This window comes from Streptomyces marincola (assembly GCF_020410765.1).
GTDB classification, from domain to species: Bacteria; Actinomycetota; Actinomycetes; order Streptomycetales; family Streptomycetaceae; genus Streptomyces; species Streptomyces marincola.
On the sequence record NZ_CP084541.1, the window covers coordinates 657,475 to 675,885 of the forward strand.

13 protein-coding genes are annotated in these 18,411 nt (G+C 73.9%); 10 read left to right on the forward strand and 3 right to left on the reverse strand.

Features of this window, described 5'->3' with window-relative positions; translation table 11 throughout:
• Position 1 precedes the first annotated feature (1 nt).
• The 4 genes from LC193_RS02770 (at position 2) to LC193_RS02785 (ending at position 4,874) form a co-directional block, all read left to right on the forward strand.
• Complete coding sequence (locus LC193_RS02770) at positions 2-409, forward strand: MerR family transcriptional regulator (RefSeq protein ID WP_226071075.1); 408 nt, start codon at positions 2-4, stop codon at positions 407-409.
• 264 nt (positions 410-673) lie between these two features.
• Entirely contained in the window at positions 674-2,233 is a 1,560-nt protein-coding gene (locus tag LC193_RS02775; RefSeq protein ID WP_226071077.1) for a peptidoglycan-binding protein, read from the forward strand.
• A 79-nt stretch (positions 2,234-2,312) separates the two neighbouring features.
• Positions 2,313-3,671 (forward strand): family 43 glycosylhydrolase, encoded by a 1,359-nt coding sequence (locus tag LC193_RS02780; RefSeq protein WP_226071079.1) that lies wholly within the window; start codon positions 2,313-2,315, stop codon positions 3,669-3,671.
• A 141-nt stretch (positions 3,672-3,812) separates the two neighbouring features.
• Positions 3,813-4,874: an enoyl-CoA hydratase/isomerase family protein gene (locus LC193_RS02785; protein ID WP_226071087.1), complete on the forward strand. Its 1,062-nt coding sequence runs from the start codon at positions 3,813-3,815 to the stop codon at positions 4,872-4,874.
• 564 nt (positions 4,875-5,438) lie between these two features.
• Here LC193_RS02785 and LC193_RS02790 read toward each other — a convergent pair.
• Positions 5,439-8,471 carry an AfsR/SARP family transcriptional regulator gene (locus LC193_RS02790; protein WP_226071089.1) on the reverse strand — a complete coding sequence of 1,011 codons (3,033 nt, stop codon included), beginning with the start codon at positions 8,469-8,471 and terminating at the stop codon, positions 5,439-5,441.
• Between the two features lie 615 nt (positions 8,472-9,086).
• Here LC193_RS02790 and LC193_RS02795 point away from each other — a divergent pair.
• A complete protein-coding gene (locus LC193_RS02795) occupies positions 9,087-10,079 on the forward strand; it encodes a GNAT family N-acetyltransferase (protein WP_226071092.1) in 993 nt (330 codons plus the stop codon).
• 96 nt (positions 10,080-10,175) lie between these two features.
• Here the strand turns inward: LC193_RS02795 and LC193_RS02800 are convergent, their stop codons facing one another.
• A complete protein-coding gene (locus LC193_RS02800) occupies positions 10,176-10,982 on the reverse strand; it encodes an alpha/beta fold hydrolase (protein ID WP_226071094.1) in 807 nt (268 codons plus the stop codon).
• A gap of 493 nt (positions 10,983-11,475) precedes the next feature.
• On the opposite strand from LC193_RS02800, the gene LC193_RS02805 reads away from it, so the two are divergent.
• The 4 genes from LC193_RS02805 (at position 11,476) to LC193_RS02820 (ending at position 16,159) form a co-directional block, all read left to right on the forward strand.
• Positions 11,476-12,459 (forward strand): sugar phosphate isomerase/epimerase family protein, encoded by a 984-nt coding sequence (locus LC193_RS02805; RefSeq protein WP_226071096.1) that lies wholly within the window; start codon positions 11,476-11,478, stop codon positions 12,457-12,459.
• Between the two features lie 143 nt (positions 12,460-12,602).
• Complete coding sequence (locus LC193_RS02810; protein WP_226071098.1) at positions 12,603-14,744, forward strand: PQQ-dependent sugar dehydrogenase; 2,142 nt, start codon at positions 12,603-12,605, stop codon at positions 14,742-14,744.
• Positions 14,745-14,935: 191 nt separating this feature from the next.
• On the forward strand, positions 14,936-15,610 hold the full coding sequence (locus tag LC193_RS02815; RefSeq protein ID WP_226071100.1) for a VanZ family protein: 675 nt from the start codon (positions 14,936-14,938) through the stop codon (positions 15,608-15,610).
• Positions 15,611-15,658: 48 nt separating this feature from the next.
• Positions 15,659-16,159 (forward strand): cupin domain-containing protein, encoded by a 501-nt coding sequence (locus tag LC193_RS02820; protein ID WP_226071108.1) that lies wholly within the window; start codon positions 15,659-15,661, stop codon positions 16,157-16,159.
• 151 nt (positions 16,160-16,310) lie between these two features.
• Here LC193_RS02820 and LC193_RS02825 read toward each other — a convergent pair whose 3' ends face one another.
• Positions 16,311-17,090, reverse strand: a complete 780-nt coding sequence (locus LC193_RS02825; protein ID WP_226071110.1) for a GNAT family N-acetyltransferase — start codon at positions 17,088-17,090, stop codon at positions 16,311-16,313.
• 212 nt (positions 17,091-17,302) lie between these two features.
• On the opposite strand from LC193_RS02825, the gene LC193_RS02830 reads away from it, so the two are divergent.
• Positions 17,303-18,328 (forward strand): glycoside hydrolase family 5 protein, encoded by a 1,026-nt coding sequence (locus LC193_RS02830; protein ID WP_226071112.1) that lies wholly within the window; start codon positions 17,303-17,305, stop codon positions 18,326-18,328.
• The last annotated feature ends 83 nt before the right edge of the window (positions 18,329-18,411 follow it).

Below are 18,411 nucleotides of genomic sequence, written 5' to 3' on the forward strand. Positions count from 1 at the left end.
CGTGCGGATCGGGGAGCTGAGCCGGCGGACCGGCGTCCACGCGCACCTGCTGCGCTACTACGAGGCCCAGGGGCTGCTGCGGCCCGGCCGCGGCCCGAGCGGCTACCGCGAGTACACCGATGAGGCCGTGCTCACCGTGACGCAGATCAGGAAGCTGCTCGACGCCGGCCTGTCGACCCAGGAGATCGGCGCCCTGCTGCCCTGCGCCACGGGCTCGGCCCCCGACCTGCTGCCCTGCCCCGAGCTGCTCGACCTGCTGCGGGGCCGCCTGCGAGGTCTCGACGAACGCATCGACACGCTCGTCCGCTCGCGCCGGGCGCTGCACGACTACATCGACGCCACCGAACGCCGCGTGCCGCGCCCCGTGCCCGAGTGCGCCCCGGCCCTCGCGGAGCCCACGCGCGCGTGAACGGCGGCGTCCGGGCCGCGCGTTCACCCGTTCGACCGCCGCCGCGCCGGTGGCGCCGTGGGGGCGCGCGGCCCCGGCCCCGGCGGGTGCGGCGCGCTGGGCCGTCGAGCCGTTGAGCTGTTGGGCCGTTCGAGGGGGAACGGCGGGACACGCGCGTTCAACCGAGCCCACCTCATTGACATGACCATGGCGTTACCCGAGGGTGGGAGCCGGCGCGCGCCCGACCCCACGGGGCGCGCGCACGGCAACGGCGAACGGAGAACCGTGATCAGACGACCTGTCCTCTCACGACGGTTGCGCGTGGCCGCCCTGTCCTGCGCCGCACTCGCGGCGCTGGTCGCGCCCACCGCGCCCGCGGTCGCGGCGGGTGCCGCGGAGCCGGTGAACGCCGCGTTCCACGAGGCGGCCGAGGAGTACGGAGTGCCGCGGGACCTGCTGGTGGCCGTCGGCTACGGCGAGTCCCGCCTCGACGGCCACGACGGGCAGCCGAGCCAGGCGCGCGGCTACGGCGTGATGCACCTGGTGGACAATCCCGAGCACCGCACGCTGGACACCGCGGCCGAGGAGACCGGGCTGCCCGAGGCGCGGCTGCGGCAGGACACGGCCGCCAACATCCGCGGCGGCGCGGCCGTCCTGCGCCACTACGCCGACACCCTCGGCCTCTCCCCCGGCGAACGCGCCGACCTCGACGCCTGGTACCCGGCGGTGGCCAGGTACGGGGGCGCGGCCGAGGACGCCACCGCGCGGCTGTACGCGGACGCCGTCTACGAACTGCTGCGCGACGGCGTCCGGGCCCCGGTCGAGGGCGGCGAGACGGTGGAGGTCGCACCGCGCGCCGTCGCCCCGGAACGCGGCCGGTACGCCGACGCGGGCCCCGTCGCACTCAGCCAGGACTACCCGCCGGCCCGCTGGGTGCCCGCCCACAGCGGCAACTACAGCACCGGCAGGACCCAGCCGATCAGCGCGGTCGTCATCCACGTCACGCAGGGCTCCTACGCGGGGTCGATCAGCTGGTTCCAGAACCCCGCCTCGCGGGTCAGCGCCCACTACGTGATCCGTTCCTCGGACGGCGAGGTCACGCAGACGGTGCGCGACGCCGACACCGCCTGGCACGCCAGGTCGGGCAACGCCTACAGCGTCGGCCTCGAACACGAGGGCTGGGTGGACGACCCGGCGTGGTTCACCGACGCCATGTACCGTTCGTCCGCCGCCCTGACCCGCCACCTCGCGGACCGCTACGACATCCCCAAGGACCGCGAGCACATCGTCGGCCACGTCGAGGTGCCGGGCAACGACCACACCGACCCGGGACCGAACTGGGACTGGGACCGCTACATGGAGCTGGTCGGCGGCGACCCCGGCGAGCCGGGCGAACCCGGCGCGCCCGGCCTCGACTTCCCGTCGTACGGCACGCAGCGCGAGGGCTCGACGGGGCCGCGGGTCGCGGCGGCCCAGTACCTGCTGAACGCCCGCGGGCACGACGCGGGCGAGACCGACGGGGTGTTCGGGCCCGCGACGGCGGCTGCCGTCCGCTCGTTCCAGACCTCGCGCGGGCTGACCGCCGACGGCGTGATCGGAGCCAGGACGTGGACGGCCCTGCTGTCCGCGGGCAGCACCGTGTCGCTCGGCCAGGGCAGTACGGGCGAGCCCGTGTCCCGGCTCCAGCGGGCGCTGACCGCGGCGCTGGGGCGGACGGTGGCCATCGACGGCATCTTCGGCCCCGACACGGCCACGGCCGTGCGCGCCTACCAGTCCGCGCGCGGGCTGACCGCCGACGGGCTGGTCGGTCCCAGGACCTGGGCGGCGCTCCAGGCCGGCCGGTGACCGGCCGAGGGGGCCGCGCGGGCGCGGCCCCCTCGGCACCCGCCCCGAGCGCCCACGCCCCTGCGGAAAGGTCCACGCGATGCGCAGTACCACCCGTGCCCTGCTCGGGCTGGCGACGGTGTTCGCCGCCCTCGTCCCCCTGTCGCCCGCGACCGCGGCCCCCGCGGCGCCCGTCCCGGCCGCAGCCGACGTGCCGCCCGGCGCGCCGGCGCCGCGCACGGTGGCCCCCGGGCTGGTGATCGACGACGACTTCCCCGATCCCGACGTCTTCGCCGAGGGCGGCACCCACTGGGCCTACTCCACCTCATCCCGGCACGGCCGCGTGCCCTACGCCACCGCGCCAGGGCCCGACGGCCCGTGGGCCGTCAGGGGCGACGCGATGCCAACCGCCCCGGCCTGGACCGGAGGCGGCGGGTTCTGGGCCCCGGACGTCTCCCGCCGCGCCGACGGCAGGTACCTGATGTACTTCACCGGCCCGGACCGCGCCTCGGGCCGCATGTGCCTGGGCGCGGCGCTGGCCGCCAGCCCGGCCGGGCCGTTCGCGGCCACATCGGACCGGCCGTTGGTGTGCGACCCCGGCGAGGGCGGCGCCATCGACCCGTCGAGCTTCGTGGACTCCGACGGCAGCCGCTACCTGCTCTACAAGAACGACGGCAACGCGGTGGGCCGGCCCGCGATCCTGTGGCTCCAGCGCGTCGCGGCCAACGGCACGACGTTCATCGGCTCGCGCGCCGAACTCCTGCGCAACAACCTGCCGTCCGAGGACGGGGTGATCGAGGCGCCGGTGCTGGTGAAGCGCCCGTCGCACTACGTGCTGTTCTACTCGGCCGGGGTGTACAGCACGCCCGACTACCAGACGGGCTACGCCGTTTCGCGGTCCCTCACCGGCCCGTACACGCGGGCCTACCGGCCGCTGATGACGACCGCGAGCCTCGATGGCGCGGTCAGCGGGCCGGGCGGCGCCGACATCGGTGACGGCCGCGTCTTCTTCCACGGCGCCCGCCCGGCCGGCGGGCGGGGCCTGTACGTCGCCCAGCTCGGCTGGGACGGCGACCTGCCCGTGGTGCGGGGCAGCAGGGTGCGGCACGAGGCGGAACGCGGAGCGCTCCACCGCGCCGCGGTGCGGCAGACGCCGTCCGCCTCGCAGGGCGCGGTGGCCGCGGGCATCGACCACGCGGACAGCTGGGTGGACCTGACCGTGTTCGCGGCCGGTCCCGGCGCGCACACCCTGCACATCGGCTACGCCGCCGGCTACGGCGCCGCCCAGCACGCCCTGTCGGTGAACGGGCGGCGCGTGGGCACCGTCGACTACCCCGACCGCGGCTGGGAGAACTGGACGGAGGTGTCGGTGCCGGTGCGGCTGACGGCCGGGCACAACACCGTGCGGCTCCAGTTCCTCAGCCGCTGGGCGGAGCTCGACTACGTCGAAGTGGCCTGACCCGCCGTCCCCGGCGGGCCGGGCGCACCGGCCCGTCCGCACCGCCTCGGTGCGGGAGTTGAGAGGATGCCGGGAGGCGTCCTCACCCGCTCGGCCGGGCGGGGACGAACGGACGGACGACGGGACAGGAGAGGCGAGGCGATGGAACGCACCGGGGCCGGCGACCCGCACGTGACGGCGCGCGTCGAGGGGCGGGCCGCCCGGCTGACGCTGAACCGTCCCGAGGCGCTCAACGCGCTCACCCACGGCATGGTCCTGGCCCTCGCGGACGCGCTGGACGCGTGGGAGCGCGACCCGGCGGTGGAGACCGTCGTCCTGGACGGCGCGGGGGAACGCGGCCTGTGCGCCGGCGGCGACATCCGCGCCATCCACCGCGACGCCGTGGCGGGCACCACCGAGGCGACCCGGGCGTTCTGGCGCGACGAGTACCGGCTCAACGCCCGTATCGCCCGCTTCCCCAAGCCCTTCGTCGCACTGATGGACGGCATCGTCATGGGCGGCGGGGTCGGCGTCTCCGCGCACGGCCGGATGCGCGTCGTCACCGAACGTTCACGGGTCGCGATGCCGGAGACCGGCATCGGGTTCGTCCCGGACGTCGGGGGCCTGTACCTGCTGGCCCGCGCGCCGGGCGAGCTCGGCACCCACCTCGCGCTCACCGGGGCGGCCGTGGGCGCGGGGGACGCCATCGCCTGCGGCCTGGCCGACCACTACGTGCCATCGGAGCGGCTGCCGGCCCTGCGCGCGGACCTGGCCGGGGCACCGGCCGCCGAGGCGCTGGCGCGCCACGCCGCCGACCCGCCGCCGGCCGAACTCACCGCGCAGCGCGAGTGGATCGACCACTGCTACGCGCCCGGCACCGTCGAGGAGATCGTGGCGCGCCTGCGGGACGCGCCGACGGCCGGGGCCGAGGACGCGGCCCGCGTCCTGCTGCGGCGTTCCCCCACCGCCCTGAAGGTGACGCTGGCGGCCCTGCGCCGCGCCGCCCGGCTCGGCTCCGTGGAACGCGTACTCGAACAGGACTACCGCGTCTCGTGCGCCGCGCTGGCGAACGCCGACCTGGTGGAGGGCATTCGCGCTCAGGTCGTCGACAAGGACCGCGCGCCCCGCTGGTCGCCCCCGACGCTCGCCGACGTCGGAAACGCCGCCGTGGCGGCCCACTTCGCCCGCCTCGGCCCCGGGGAACTCGCTCTCGGCGGCGGTTGAGGGGCGGTTGCCCGTTCGCCGTGGTCCGGAACATCCGTGCCGCGGGCCGGGGTCGCGGTGTAGATGCATTCCAGGGTCCGAGGCGCGGGTCCGAGCGCCCGGCGCACGGTTGTCATCGGCGCGGGCGCGCCTTCGGCCCTGGCAGCGGTGGTCCGCCCCTTCGAGGTCGGCATGGCGCGAGAATGGAACGAGGATGTGGGAGTTCGGTCACGCGCCGGTTCTGTCTCACGCACCGGCAGGGTGCCCGAATTTGTCGAGGTTATCGGCGCGCGCCCGGGTATCGACAGGTTGTCCTGTGCCGCCATCCCCAGGGCAACGGCCCAAACGAGAAAATGGACGGTTCCCACCCTGGTACGGCGTTTCGTGTGCACAGCGTTCGGACTCCCACACGGAGACATGGCGATCGACGTTCCCTGCTCCCGACGGAACAGCGGGGACAGGCAGTAACGCATAAATCGTCTGGGACATCAAATCGCCATGAGGCGGGGGTGAAAGGCCGCGTGGCCTGGCCGTCTTCCCGTGGCAGTGCCGCTGCGCCCCAGGACTTCGGCGCAGCACATGCTGTTACCGCAAAGCGGCAAGCTGGTCCCGCACGCGGCCGATGTCGACCTCTACCTGGTTACGCTGAGCGACCTCAAGGGCCGCCTCCGCATGCTCCACCGCCATCGTCCTGTCACCCGAAGCAGAGGCGGTCAGGCTCAATTCCAGCAGGGCAAGCATTTCCTCACGGGCCGCACCGATACTCCGTGAGACCTCGATCGCCTGCCGACAATAAGACACGGCCTCGTCCCACTTGCCCCATACCCGGAACACCCCGCCGATTCCGGTGAGCACAACCGATTCCCTACGCCTGTCCCCGGCGAGACGGAACGCGGAGAGCGCGTCGCGGTAAAGGTCACAGGAGGCCGCGAGTGCCCCGGTGTCCCGGAGCATCTGAGCGATGTTCATCCGCACCGTCGCGGCGGACACCACATCACCCCGTGACTCCATGATGGGAAGTGCGCGGTCATAGAAGGAACGGGCCTGCACATATTCCTGCCGCGCCCTGTACAAGTCGCCCAGATTGTTGTACACGGAAGCACTCCAATTGGCCTGACGCGCGGCGAGAAACCCTTCGAGCGCTGCCCGGAAAAGCTCCAGGGCCGCATCCGACCGCCCGAGTGCGAGCAGGGATATCGCCAGGTTGTTCCTGGACCGGGCGATCTGGACTTCTTGCCCGGAGCGCATACGGATGTCAAGTGCCTCACGGTGCAGTCGCGCAGCCGTTCCGTCCCGCCCGGAGAAACCGTTCGACTGCCCGAGCCGCGACAGAGCCTCTGCAATGATTTCCTCGTCACCGATGGCGCGCGCGAGTTCCAGAGCCTTTTCCGCCGTGCTGAGCGCGTCGGACAACGAGCCCGCTACCGTGTGCGCTCCGCAGAGGTCGATCAGGGCACGCGCCTTTTCAGCCGGTGCGTCGGCGTCGCTCCAGTGGTCCGCCGCCCGTTCCATCAGGCGCCGCCCGGCGGGCCCGAGGCGTTCGCGGTCGTGGTAGCCCGCGAGCACGTGTGCGAACAGCGCGGCGCGGCGCCGCGGTCCGGTGCGCCATGCCTGTTCCGCCGCCGCGAGAAGGTTCTCGCGCTCCGCCGCCAGCCAGGCCCTGGCCTCCTCCGCGTCGCGCCACACCGGGGTCTGCCGGGGCGTCGGCCCGTCCAGCGGCGTGCGGGAGCGGTAGGGGTAGAGCATGCGGTCGGCGGCATCCGCGCGGCTCAGGTACCAGTCGATCAACCCGCCCACCGCCGCGGCCCTTTCGGCCTCGCTGTCCTCCGTCTCAGCGAGCATTTGCGCGTACTCGCGCAGCAAGTCGTGGGCGGAGTAACGATGCGGGGCGAGCTCCTGCACGAGATAGTGATTGAGCAGGTCTTCGAGCACGTGTTCCGTACGCTGAATCCCAAGTCCGGTGAGCGCCGCCGCCGCGTCCGGCGTGAGGTCGGGACCCATGTGCAGGCCGAGGCGGCGAAAGACCGTCTGCTGTTCACCGGTCAACCACCGATAGGAGAACTCGAACGTGCGGCCGATCTCGCGGTAGCCGTCCCGGAATTCGCTCAGCCGGGCCTCGCTGTCGAGCAGCCGCCGCTTGAGGTCGGCAAGGCTCCACAGCGGGTGGGAGTTCAGGCGGCCGGCGAGGATTTCTATGGCCAGGGGCAGGTGGCCGGCCGCGCGCATGAGATCAGCGACCTGAACGGTGTCCCGCGTGCGTTCGTCCGGGACGAGCCGCTGAAAGAGCGCGACCGCCTCCGGCTCCGGAAGGGTGCTGAGGGCGATACGGCGGACGCCCGGTAGGCCGAGGAGCCTGCGGCGGCTGGTCACCACCACGGCGGATGGCGAGTCGCCCGGAAGGATCGGCCGGATCTGCTCCGGGTCGGCCGCGTCGTCGAGGATGACCAGGAGACGCCGGCGCGCGAGCATGGCGCGCCACAGGGAGGCCGCGCTGTCCGCGTCGGCCGGTATGCGCTCGGTAGGGGTGCCCAGTCTGCGCAGCAGGAAGTCGAGGGCCGCCGCCGGACTGAGTGGTCCCGAACCGCCCGCGTGGGCCCGCAGGTTGACGTACACCTGACCGTCCGGGAACAGGTCGCGCACCTCATGCCCCACGGAGAACGCCAGCGCCGTCTTCCCCACGCCGGACATGCCCTCGATGGATTCCAAGGCGACCGCGCCCCCCGGCGCGCCCCCTCCGCGCTCCAACGCGCTCCTCAAGAGGGCGCGTTCGGCCGTCCTGCCGACAAGAGCCGACGGCGCCGGAAGGTTGCTCGGCGGGAGGTGCCCGACCAGGCGCGAGGAGGTGCCCGACGCTCCTGGCAGGAGCCGGTCGACGGGCACGTCACGCAGCACGCCTTCCTGAACGCGCCGCAGCCTGCGGTCCGGTTCCGCGCCTGATTCGTCGAGCAACCGCCGCCGGATGTCCTGGTAGGCGGCAAGGGCCTCGGAGGTGCGCCCGCACCCGTAGAGAGCGAGCATCAGGTGCTCCGCCACCCCCTGGTCGTGCGGGTACTGACCGGCGAGCGAGGCGAGTTCACCCACGAGGTCGGCGAAGTGCCCGCGCCGCAGCCGGATCTCGGAGCGCGTCAGCGCCGCCGCGAGGTACCGTGGGCGCAGCGTCCCGCGCACCTCCTCGGCCCAGACCGTGGCCACTCCGGCCAGCGGCTCACCGCGCCAGAGGGGTCCCGCACGGTCGAGCGCCTCGATCGCCCCCTCGTCGTCGCCCCGGTCGACCAGATGGCGGGCCCGGTCGACGAGGTGCAGGTATCGGTGGACGTCAACCCGTTCCGGCGCGACGTCGAGCACGTATCCGTGGTCCCTTTGCACCACGACCGACCCGTGCGTCCCGCCCGGCTTTCCCATTCTCCGGCGCAGCCGGGAAATGTGGATGCGCAGGTTTTCCCGTGGCGCGGCGGGCACGTCTTCTTCCCAAAGACGGTCGATCAGCGTGTCGGTCCCCACGGTGCGCCCCACGTCGAGCGCGAGAACGGCCAGCACGATGCGTTCCTTGACGGAACCGAGGCGCCGTACGCCGTCCTCGGCCGCGATATCAATACCACCGAGTATCCGGAACTCCACCAGCCCCCTCCTGCCGGTATCGCTCCCCGAATCGGGTACTCCGCTCACAGAATGACACGGATTCACGAGCCGTCACCAGAGCGAAGGACCGGCTTTCCGAACGGATCACCGCGTGATGACGACCGAGGGACCGCGACCGAGCGCATAGCCGCAGTGACGATGCATTTGACCAGCGCGAGACTCCGAACACGCGCCCCCCATGCACGACAACCCATGAAAACGCCTACCAGCCGGACGGTATTTCCGGCACCTGCGGCAGCTCGCGTGCGCCCGGCGCCCCGGGCGATCTTCGCCGGTGTCGCGGTGCGGAAAAATCCCACCGGACGGTCCTGAGGTTTCCGAAGAGGGCGTTCGGCGCGCAGGGCGCGCGCCGAGGCGCTGGAAGCGGTCGGCCCGGGTGCCCGAACGGGCATGCGCCGCCCGTCGGCGGTCACGCGCTGTAGCGGCGCATCGTGGGACGGCGGCGGTCGGCGCGCTCCATAAACGATCACTCTGCGTGCCGCCGTGCGGGCCGTGCGTCCGGCCGCCTGCCCGCACCGCGCGTCGGCGCCCCGGGCCCCGAGGCCGCCCGCGGTCTTGATCGCCGGTGGCGGGGCCGGGCTAGGGTACGCCGTTATGACGCATGAGCGGGATGGCGGGACCTGCCTGAGTACGTCCGAACACGACCTGACCCTCCGCGAGTTGACTGCCGCCGACGCGGCCGGATACGTGGCCCTGCTGGCCGCGAACCAGGCGCACGTCGGCCGGTTCGCGGACTGGGACGACGAACGTTCCTGCGACCCGGCGTGGATCGGGGAGCGGCTCGCGGAGGTTCCGCCCGAGGGCTCGATACGCCTCGGACTCCGGCTCGGCGGGACGCTGGTCGGGCGCCTCGACCTGATCGCGACCGCGGCCTCCCGCTACCGCATCGCCTACTGGCTCGACCGGCGGCACACCGGCCGCGGACTCGCCACGGCCGCCGCGCGCGCGGCGGTCGCCCACGCGCGGGACGCGCGCGGGGCGCGCGACGTCTACGCGACGGTCACGCACGGGAACGAGCGCGGCACGGCGGTCCTGCGGCGGCTCGGCTTCGCCGCCTCCGGGGAGGCGAACGGATACCGGCTGTTCCAGCTGCCGTTCGGGGCCGCCCCGGGCCCTGTCCCCGTGCCGCGGGCCGCCGCCCGGGTGCTGCTGGTGGACGACGAGGGGCGGCTGCTGCTGTTCTCCGGCCGCCGGGACGGCAGGACGCACTGGTACACGGCGGGCGGCGGCCTCGAACCTGGCGAGACCCACGAGGAGGCGGCCCTGCGCGAGATCCGCGAGGAGACGGGGCTCACCCGGGTGCGCCTGAGCGGCGAGGTGTGGCGCGGAAGGCCCGTGATCGCGCGCTGGGGCGGGGTGGCGCACGAGCTGCGGCAGCGGTACTTCCTGGCGCGGGTGCCGGTGTGCGAGATCGACACCTCGGGCTTCGACGAGGCGGAACGGGCCAGGGTCACCGGCCACCGCTGGTGGACGGCCGCCGAACTGGCCGCGACGGCCGACGTGTTGCGCCCGGCGGGGCTGCCCGCCCTGCTGGCGCGGCTGCTCGCGGACGGCCCGCCCGCCCGGCCGGTCCTCGTCGACGCCTGACGCACGCGGGACCTCCGCGCCCGCGGTCCGGTGCCCGGCGAGCGCCGGGCACCGGACCAGGAGCGGGCCGTCGGGCGGCGCCCGGCGTACGGGGCGTCACCCGGCCCTGTCGGCCAGGCCCCGGTGTTCGGCGAGGAAGTCGAGCACGACGCGGGAGGCGGTGTCGCGGAACTCCTCGAAGTAGGCGTGCCGCGCGCCGGGCAGCAGGTGCACGCGCGCCCCGGGGACGCGGCCGGCCAGCAGCGGCGCGTTGGCCGCGGGGTTGAACTCGTCGTCGGTGCCGTGCACGACGAGCGTGGGCGCGGTGATGCGGGGCAGCGCGTCCCAGGCGTCGTGCTCCGCGCTGGCCGCCAGGTGGCGGCGCCTGGCATGAGCGGGCATGTCCGGGTCGCCGACCGTGTACCAGGGCCCCCGGCGCGTGGCGAGCCAGCCGGGCGTGTACATGAGTTCGAGCAGGGCGCGCCCCGCCGCCTTCCGGTCCGGCTGGCTCAGCGCCCTCCTGACCTCCCTGCCGCGCTCGTGGCCGTGCGCGCCGCCGGGTGAGGTGCAGCCGAGGACCAGGGCCCCGACCCGGTCGGGGTGGTCGGCCGCGAGCCACTGGGCGACCCGCCCGCCCATCGACGTGCCGTACACGTGCGCCCTGCGGACGCCGAGCGCGTCGAGCACCGCGACGGCGTCGGCCGCGAACTCCCTGGTGGAGTAGGGCTCGTCCGGCTTGTCGCTCGCGCCCGTGCCCCGGTAGTCGAACGTCACCGTGCGGTACCCGCCCTGTTCGAAGTCCTCCCGGCAGCTGTCCCACCAGCGGTGGCTGTTGGACTGCCCGGACAGGAGCAGCAGCACCTCGCCGCCGCCCCTGGGCTGGTAGTGGAGCGTGACGCCGTCCGCGGTGATGGCAGTGGACATGATCCGGCACCCTACGGGGCTGTCCGCCGTCGCGCACGGGCGGGTCCCGGCGAGCTTTGTACCGAACGCGGACGAGGTTTCGCAGAAAAAAGCGGAACTTTCTCTTGACTACGGGTAAAGGCATTTCTACGTTGTGCGCCATGGCAGACGCGCCGGAGACGTCCGGCGCGCCACCGGTACGACCGACCCCGGCTCGCGAGCTTCGACGAACGCCAGGCCGAGCGCCCGCACGGCCGCGCCCCACGCCCCCCGTTCCTCCGCCACGCCGCCACCGCCGCGGCCCAGCCCCGGCCCGGCATCCGACGCGCCGGCCGCGTTCCCCCGCGCGGCCGTCCCCCTCCCCCGTCCGCCGCACGCGATCCACGCCCCCGCACCACCCGGCGATCCTTCCGCGGGACACCGCTCGTTGATCCTGCCGCGAGGCATCGCCGCCGTACCACCACGTCGAGGCCCGGGGCCCGCCGCCGCACCGAACCACCCGACAGGAGCCGCCATGTGTTACGGAATCTCGGATGACCAAGCGCTTTCCGCCGCGCGCGCCCAGCGCGGCGGCCCCCTCCGCCCCGGCAGGCGCTCGCTGCTGCGCGGCGCCGTCGCCGGCGCGGTCGGCGCCGGCGCCCTCGCGGCCGGCGTGACGGCCGCGCCGGGGGCGCACGCCGGCCAGGACCGGCGCGGGCGTCCGCTGGTGCCCCCGGGGCTCATCAGCCTCCAGCTGTACACGATGCGCGACGACCTGAACGGCGCGCGCGGCTACGACGCGACCCTGCGGGCCGTGGCCCGGATGGGCTACCCCCGGGTCGAGCAGGCGCTCGGCCTCTTCGGGCGCACCGCCCGCGAGATGCGCGCGTTCTACCGCGAGATAGGGGTGCGCGCCACGTCGAGCCACAACGACATCAGCCCCGACCGCGCGGCCCTGGAGACGAAGCTGCGGGACGCCAGGACGCTGGGCCAGTCCTACATGAACGTGCCCTGGCTCAACTCGCAGGCCCTGGACGACTGGAAGCGCTTCGCGGAGCAGATGAACCAGGAGGCCGCGGCGGCCAGGCGGTACGGCCTGCGGTACGGATACCACAACCACGCGCACGAGTTCACCATCGACCTCGGCCGCGGCGTGACGCCCTGGGACGTCCTGACCTCGGAACTCGACCCGCGGCTCGTGCACTTGGAGATCGACATCTACTGGGCCGTCACCGGCGGCATCGAGAGCGGTGACGGCGTCCGGGACCCGGAGCGCTTCACGATCGACGTCATCAGGTCCGCGCCCCAGCGCGTGCTCCAGTACCACGTCAAGGACCGCGACCCGGTCACCGGCGACACGATCGACCCGGGCACGGGCATGATCGACTTCCCCCGCATCTTCCGGGCCCACCCGGTCAAGGAGTACATCGTCGAGAACGACACTCCTGACGTCACGCCGTTGCAGACCGCCGAGGTCGGCTGGGCCTACCTGCGTCACGGGCGCCGCGGCCGGCGCTGACCCGCCGTCACCGGGTCGGGAGGCCCGCTGCCCCCGCACCCGCGCGCCGGCCCCGTCGCCGGCGAGACCCGTAGTACCGGCCGGTCGCGGTTCCGTTCCGCGACCGGCCCCCGGCCACGGCCGGACTGCCATGAAAGGTCGACATGCGCACCGTCCCTGCCCTCGCCACGGCGGCGCTCGCCGCCACGGCCCTGCTCACCGCCCCCTTGCCCGCGGCGGCTCACGAGGACCGTCCACCGGAGGCGTCCGCCCCGACCACGCCGACCGACGAGTTCCAGAAGGTCACCCTCAACGACGCCCCCGGCGAGCCCATCGATCTCGTCGTGCTGCCGGACTCCCGGGTGCTGCACACCACGCGCGACGGCGAGGTGTGGCTGAACGACCCCCGCACCGGCCTCAACCACCTCGCGGCCGAACTCGACGTGTACCTGCACGACGAGGAGGGGCTACAGAGCATTGCCGTCGACCCCGGCTTCAACGGCCTGACGAACCGGTGGGTCTACCTCTACTACGCGCCCACGCTGGACACCCCCGTGGACGACCCGGCCACCCCTGACGTCAACGAGGGCGACGCCCCGACCACCGGCAGCCCCGAGGACTTCGAGCCGTTCGAGGGCGTGACCAGGCTGTCCCGCTTCAAGCTCAACGGCGACACCCTCGACCTGTCGAGCGAGCAGCGGATCCTCGACGTCGAGGCCGACCGCGGCGTGTGCTGCCACGTCGGCGGTGACATCGCCTTCGACAGCAGGGGCAACCTGTACCTGGCGACCGGGGACGACACCAACCCGTTCGAGTCCGGCGGTTACACGCCCATCGACGAGCGCGCGGACCGCAACCCCGCGTACGACGCGCAGCGCACCTCGGCCAACACCGACGACCTGCGCGGCAAGGTGCTGCGCATCAAGGTCGGCAGGGACGGCTCGTACACCATCCCGCGCGGCAACCTCTTCTCCCCCGGCACCCCGCAGACCCGCCCCGAGATCTACCTGATGGGCCTGCGCAACCCGTTCCGCATCGAGGTCGACCGCAGGACGAACGACGTCTACGTGGCCGACTACTCGCCCGACGCCGGCCGGCCCGACCCGGAGCGCGGGCCGAACGGGCACGGCAAGTGGTTCGTGGCCACGGAACCCGGCAACCACGGCTGGCCCTACTGCGTGACGCCCGACATGCCGTACATCGACTACGACTTCGCGACGGGCGCCTCGGGCGAGCCGTTCGACTGCGCCGCCCCGGTCAACGAGTCGCCGCACAACACCGGCCTGACGGAACTGCCGCCGGTCGAGCAGCCCGACGTGTGGTACCCGGGCGCCGGGTCCGCCGAGTTCCCCGAACTCGGCACCGGTGGGGTGGGCCCCATGGCGGGCCCCGCGTACGACTACAGCCCGTGGACGGCCCTCGGCCGGCACTCCGTGGCCTGGCCCAAGTCCTACGACGGCATCCCGCTGTTCTACGAGTGGACGCGCAACTACATCAAGGGCTTCCCGCTCGACCGGTCGGGCGAGCTGGCGGACATCGTGGACATCCTGCCGGGACTTGAGCTGTCCGGTGTGATCGACATGGAGTTCGGCCCCGACGGCGCGCTGTACATCCTGGAGTACGGCGCGGGCTACTTCGCGGAGAACCCCGAGGCGAAGCTCGCCAGGATCGACTGGATCGGCCGGCACGGCAACCACGCCCCGGTTCCCGTGGCATCCGCCGACGTGGTCGGCGGGGACGCGCCGCTGACGGTGGCCTTCTCAAGCGAGGGCACCGAGGACCCGGACGGCGACCGGCTGCGCTACGCCTGGGACTTCGACGCCGACGGGCGCGTCGACTCCCGCGAGGCGAACCCGACGCACACGTTCGAGGAGAACGGCGTCTACCGGGCCAGTCTCCGCGTGACCGACCAGGGCGGCTGGCACCGCGGCCGTTCGGCGTCCGCCGAGGTGGAGATCGTGGTGGGCAACGACGTGCCCGTCGTCTCCTTCGTCTCGCCGCGGGACGGGGACGAGTTCAGGTTCGGCGACGTCATCAGCTTCGAGGTGGAGGTCACCGACGACCAGCCGGTCGACTGCAACCGCGTCACGGTCACCTACATCCTCGGCCACGACGACCACGGGCACCCGCAGACCTCGGCGACGGGCTGCTCCGGAACCATCCAGACGACGGACCCCGAGGGCCACGATCCGCACGAGGACAACCTGTTCGGCGTGTTCGACGCGACCTACACCGACCCGGGCGGTGACGGCCTGCCGCCCGTCACGGGCAGCGCGCAGGTCATCCTGACCCCGATCGTCGACTGAGCCGGGGGCCGGGCGGGCTCGCGCTCCCCCGACCGCCCGGCCTCCAAGCCACCCGGCCGTGCGCGGCACCCCGTTCCCGGGGGCCGCGCACGGCCGGGGCGCGTCGGGGGCGCGGCGCGCCCCCGCCGGGGCGTGCGCCACCGGGCCCCGGGTACACGGCGGGTGACGGCTGCCGACCAAGGATGGTGGCGATGGCGAGAGTCACACTGTTCCGGGCGGGGCGGCGCGCGCGGGCCGCCGCAGGGGACGACCGCGCGCCGCGGGAGTCGGCCCCAGGCCACCGGGGCGCAGGGGAGGCAGGCAGCGCGCCGGGAGCCGGGCGGGAGCGAGGCGTTCCCCGGCCCCCGGCGCTGCAACGGGACACCAGGCGGGCCACGCTCGCCAGGGCCCTCGTGCTCGCCGCGGCGCTGGTGTGCATGGTGGCCTTCGCGGTGGCGCTGGCCCGGGTGACCCTCGTGCCCTCGCCCGGCTCGACCGGTCTCGTGCACACCAATCTCCGGCCGGGCCACTCGATCCGGACGTACCTGGACCAGCCGGAACGCTTCGACACGCTCCGGCAGATCGGCGGCAACGTGCTGCTCGGCGTCCTGCTCCCCATGCTCTTCCCGCGCGTGCGCGGCCTGCTGCGGGTCATGGCGTTCACCGCGCTGCTGATGGTGATGGTGGAGGTCGCCCAGGGGTCGATCGTGGAGGGGCGGGCGTTCGACATCGACGACGTGATCCTCAACGTGACCGGTGCCCTCCTCGGCTACCTCGCGGTGGGGCGGCGGCTCGGCCGGGCGCTGCACCCCAGGCGCCGCCACTGGTGGCACCGGTGGACCGGCGGCCGGGCCGCTCGCCCGGCACGGCGGCGGGCCGACGCGTGACATCATCCAGAGCGGGACGTGAGAACACCGGCGGTGGAGGAGAACGACGTGACGCCGACGCAGACGCCCGATGTGCTGGCCCGCGTGGCCGAGTTGCTGCGCGAGGCGCCCGCGGACCAGGACGGTGCGCTGTGGCGGCTCGACCGCGAGGGGCGGCAGCTCGACGCGAACCTGGTGCGCCTGGCGCCCCACGCCGCCATCGGCGCGCACGTCGAACGGGACCTCGACGTGCTGCTGTTCGTGGTCGGGGGCGCCGGGCGCCTCGACACCGACGGCGGCCCGCTCGACCTGCGGCCCGGCACCGTCACCTGGCTGCCGCGCGGCGCCCGCCGCTCGCTGTCCGCCGGGCCCGCAGGACTCGTGCACCTCACCGTGCACCGGCGCCGCCCCGCGCTGACGGTCCGGAGCCCGGCCGCGGAACCCGAGGGCGGTGAGAGCGCCTGCCTGCTGCACCGGTTGTGCCCGGAGTGCGCGCGGCCCGCCGCCGAGCGGGACGCCCGCTACTGCGCCCGCTGCGGCACCGCCCTGACCGGCGACGCCCCGGCCTGAGCCCGCGCGCTCGGCCGCGGGCCGGGGACGGCCCTCGGGCCGCCCGTTCAGGGGAGCGTGGACAGCGTCGCCACGTCCGACGGGGACCGGCGCGCCGGGGGAACGACCCGCGCCGTCGCGCGCGCCCTGCGGCCGGGCGCCCGGCGCGGCCTCAGGCCCGTTCGAACTCCAGCACGCGTCCGATGGCGGTGAACCCGTGGCGGCCGTACCAGTGGCGCGGCCAGTCGTCCTCGTCGGCGAGCAGGAAACGGGTGCCGCAGCCGGCGTCCGCGGCCAGCCGCAGGGCGGCGGCGAGCACCGCGTTGCCGTGCCCTTCGCCCAAGTGCTCCTCGGCCGTCAGCAGGTCCTCGATCTGGGCGACGCCGCGGGCCGGGTCCAGGTAGAGGTCGGCCCACGAGGCGGCCTCGCCCGCGCGGGTGCGGGAGGCGACGAAGTGCACCGTGTCGGCGCCCCGGGCGCGCAGCCGGCGGCGTTCGACGAGCTGCCTGATCGTTTCGTCGTCCGCGTCGGGCAGGAAGCCGCGCCAGCGCCTGACGAGCGCGGCCCTGAGCACGTCGAGGCCGACCGGTGCCGCACCGCCGCCCTCGGGCACGCGGCCGGTGTGCAGCATCACCAGGTGGGTGGCCGACGCGTAGCCGGCGGCGAGCAGCCCCGGCGCGCCGAGCACGCCGGTCTCCTCGTGGAGCACGGTGATGAGGCGGTGGGGCAGGTGGCCCAGGGCCTCATCGGCCAGGCCGGGCAGCGCCCGCGGGTCCACCGGTCCGTCGACGACGAGCCGGTTGTCCGCCCTTGAGTGCGCGAAGTCGTCGTTCAACTCGGCGAATCCACCGGGCACGTCGACCGTGCGGGCGGCCCGGCGGCGGGCGAACGCGGCGAGGAAGGCGCGGATCGCGGTGAGCCGAGCGAGTGCTTCCGGCCGGGTCTGTGTCACGGGGTCAGCCTAACGACCGCCCCGTGCCCCCCGCCGGGCGCGCGGCGCCGGAGGCGGGAACCGCGTGCCGGAACGCTGTTCCCGGGCCGCCGGGCGAAGTTGGTACGGACCTGTTGACCGTGCCGCGTGTTGCTTCTACCGTCACACCGTTCCCTGCTCCACCCCCACCTCCGGCGGGCGGCAGGCCCCCGGGGCCTCTGGAGAGGATGGCTATGGTCCTGACGCACACCCTCGGGCGCCTTCGCACCCTGGCGCTGGCCGCCGGTCTCGCCGCCGGTGCCGCGGCGGTGCTTCCCGCGGGCGCCGCGGGCGCCACCCCGGCGGCCGGCCCGGCGCAGAGCCACGGCGCCCTGCACGTCTGCGGCACCACGCTCTGCGGTGAGGACGGGCAGCCGGTGCAGCTGCGCGGCATGAGCACGCACGGAACCCAGTGGTACGCGCAGTGCGTCACCGACGCCTCCCTCGACGTGCTGGCCGACGACTGGGGCGCCGACGTGCTGCGCGTGTCCACCTACGTGCAGGAGGGCGGTTACGCGACGAACCCGCGGCACTTCACCGATCTGGCCAGCCGTGTCATCGACCAGGCGACGGAGCGCGGCATGTACGTCATCGTCGACTGGCACATGCTCACGCCCGGCGACCCCAACGCCAACACCGCGCTGGCGGAACGCTTCTTCACCGAGATCACCCGGCGCCACGGCCACCAGGACAACCTGATCTACGAGATCGCCAACGAGCCGAACGGCGTGAGCTGGCAGTCCATCAAGAGGTACGCCGAGCGGATCATCCCCGTCGTGCGCGCCGGCGACCCGGACGCGGTCGTGCTCGTCGGCACGCGCGGCTGGTCCTCGCTCGGGGTCTCGGACGGCTCCGACGAGTCGGAGATCGTGGCCGACCCCGTGGACGCGGAGAACATCATGTACACCTTCCACTTCTACGCGGCCTCCCACGGGGACTGGTACCGGTCCACGCTCGCCCGCGCGGCGGACCGGCTGCCGATCTTCGTGACCGAGTTCGGCACGCAGCAGTACACCGGGGACGGCCCGAACGACTTCGCCTCCGCGCAGCAGTACATCGACCTGATGGCCGAGAAGAACATCAGCTGGACGAACTGGAACTACTCGGACGACTTCCGTTCGGGAGCCGTCTTCGAGCCGGGCACGTGCGCCAACGGTTCGTGGGCCGACCCCGGCTCGCTGAAGGACGCGGGAGAATGGATCCGCGACCGGATCGGCTGACCGGGGCGCCCGCCCGGCTCGTTCCCGCCCGGCCCCGCCCGGCGTCGCCACGCCACCGGCGCGCGGGCCGGGCCCCATGCGGG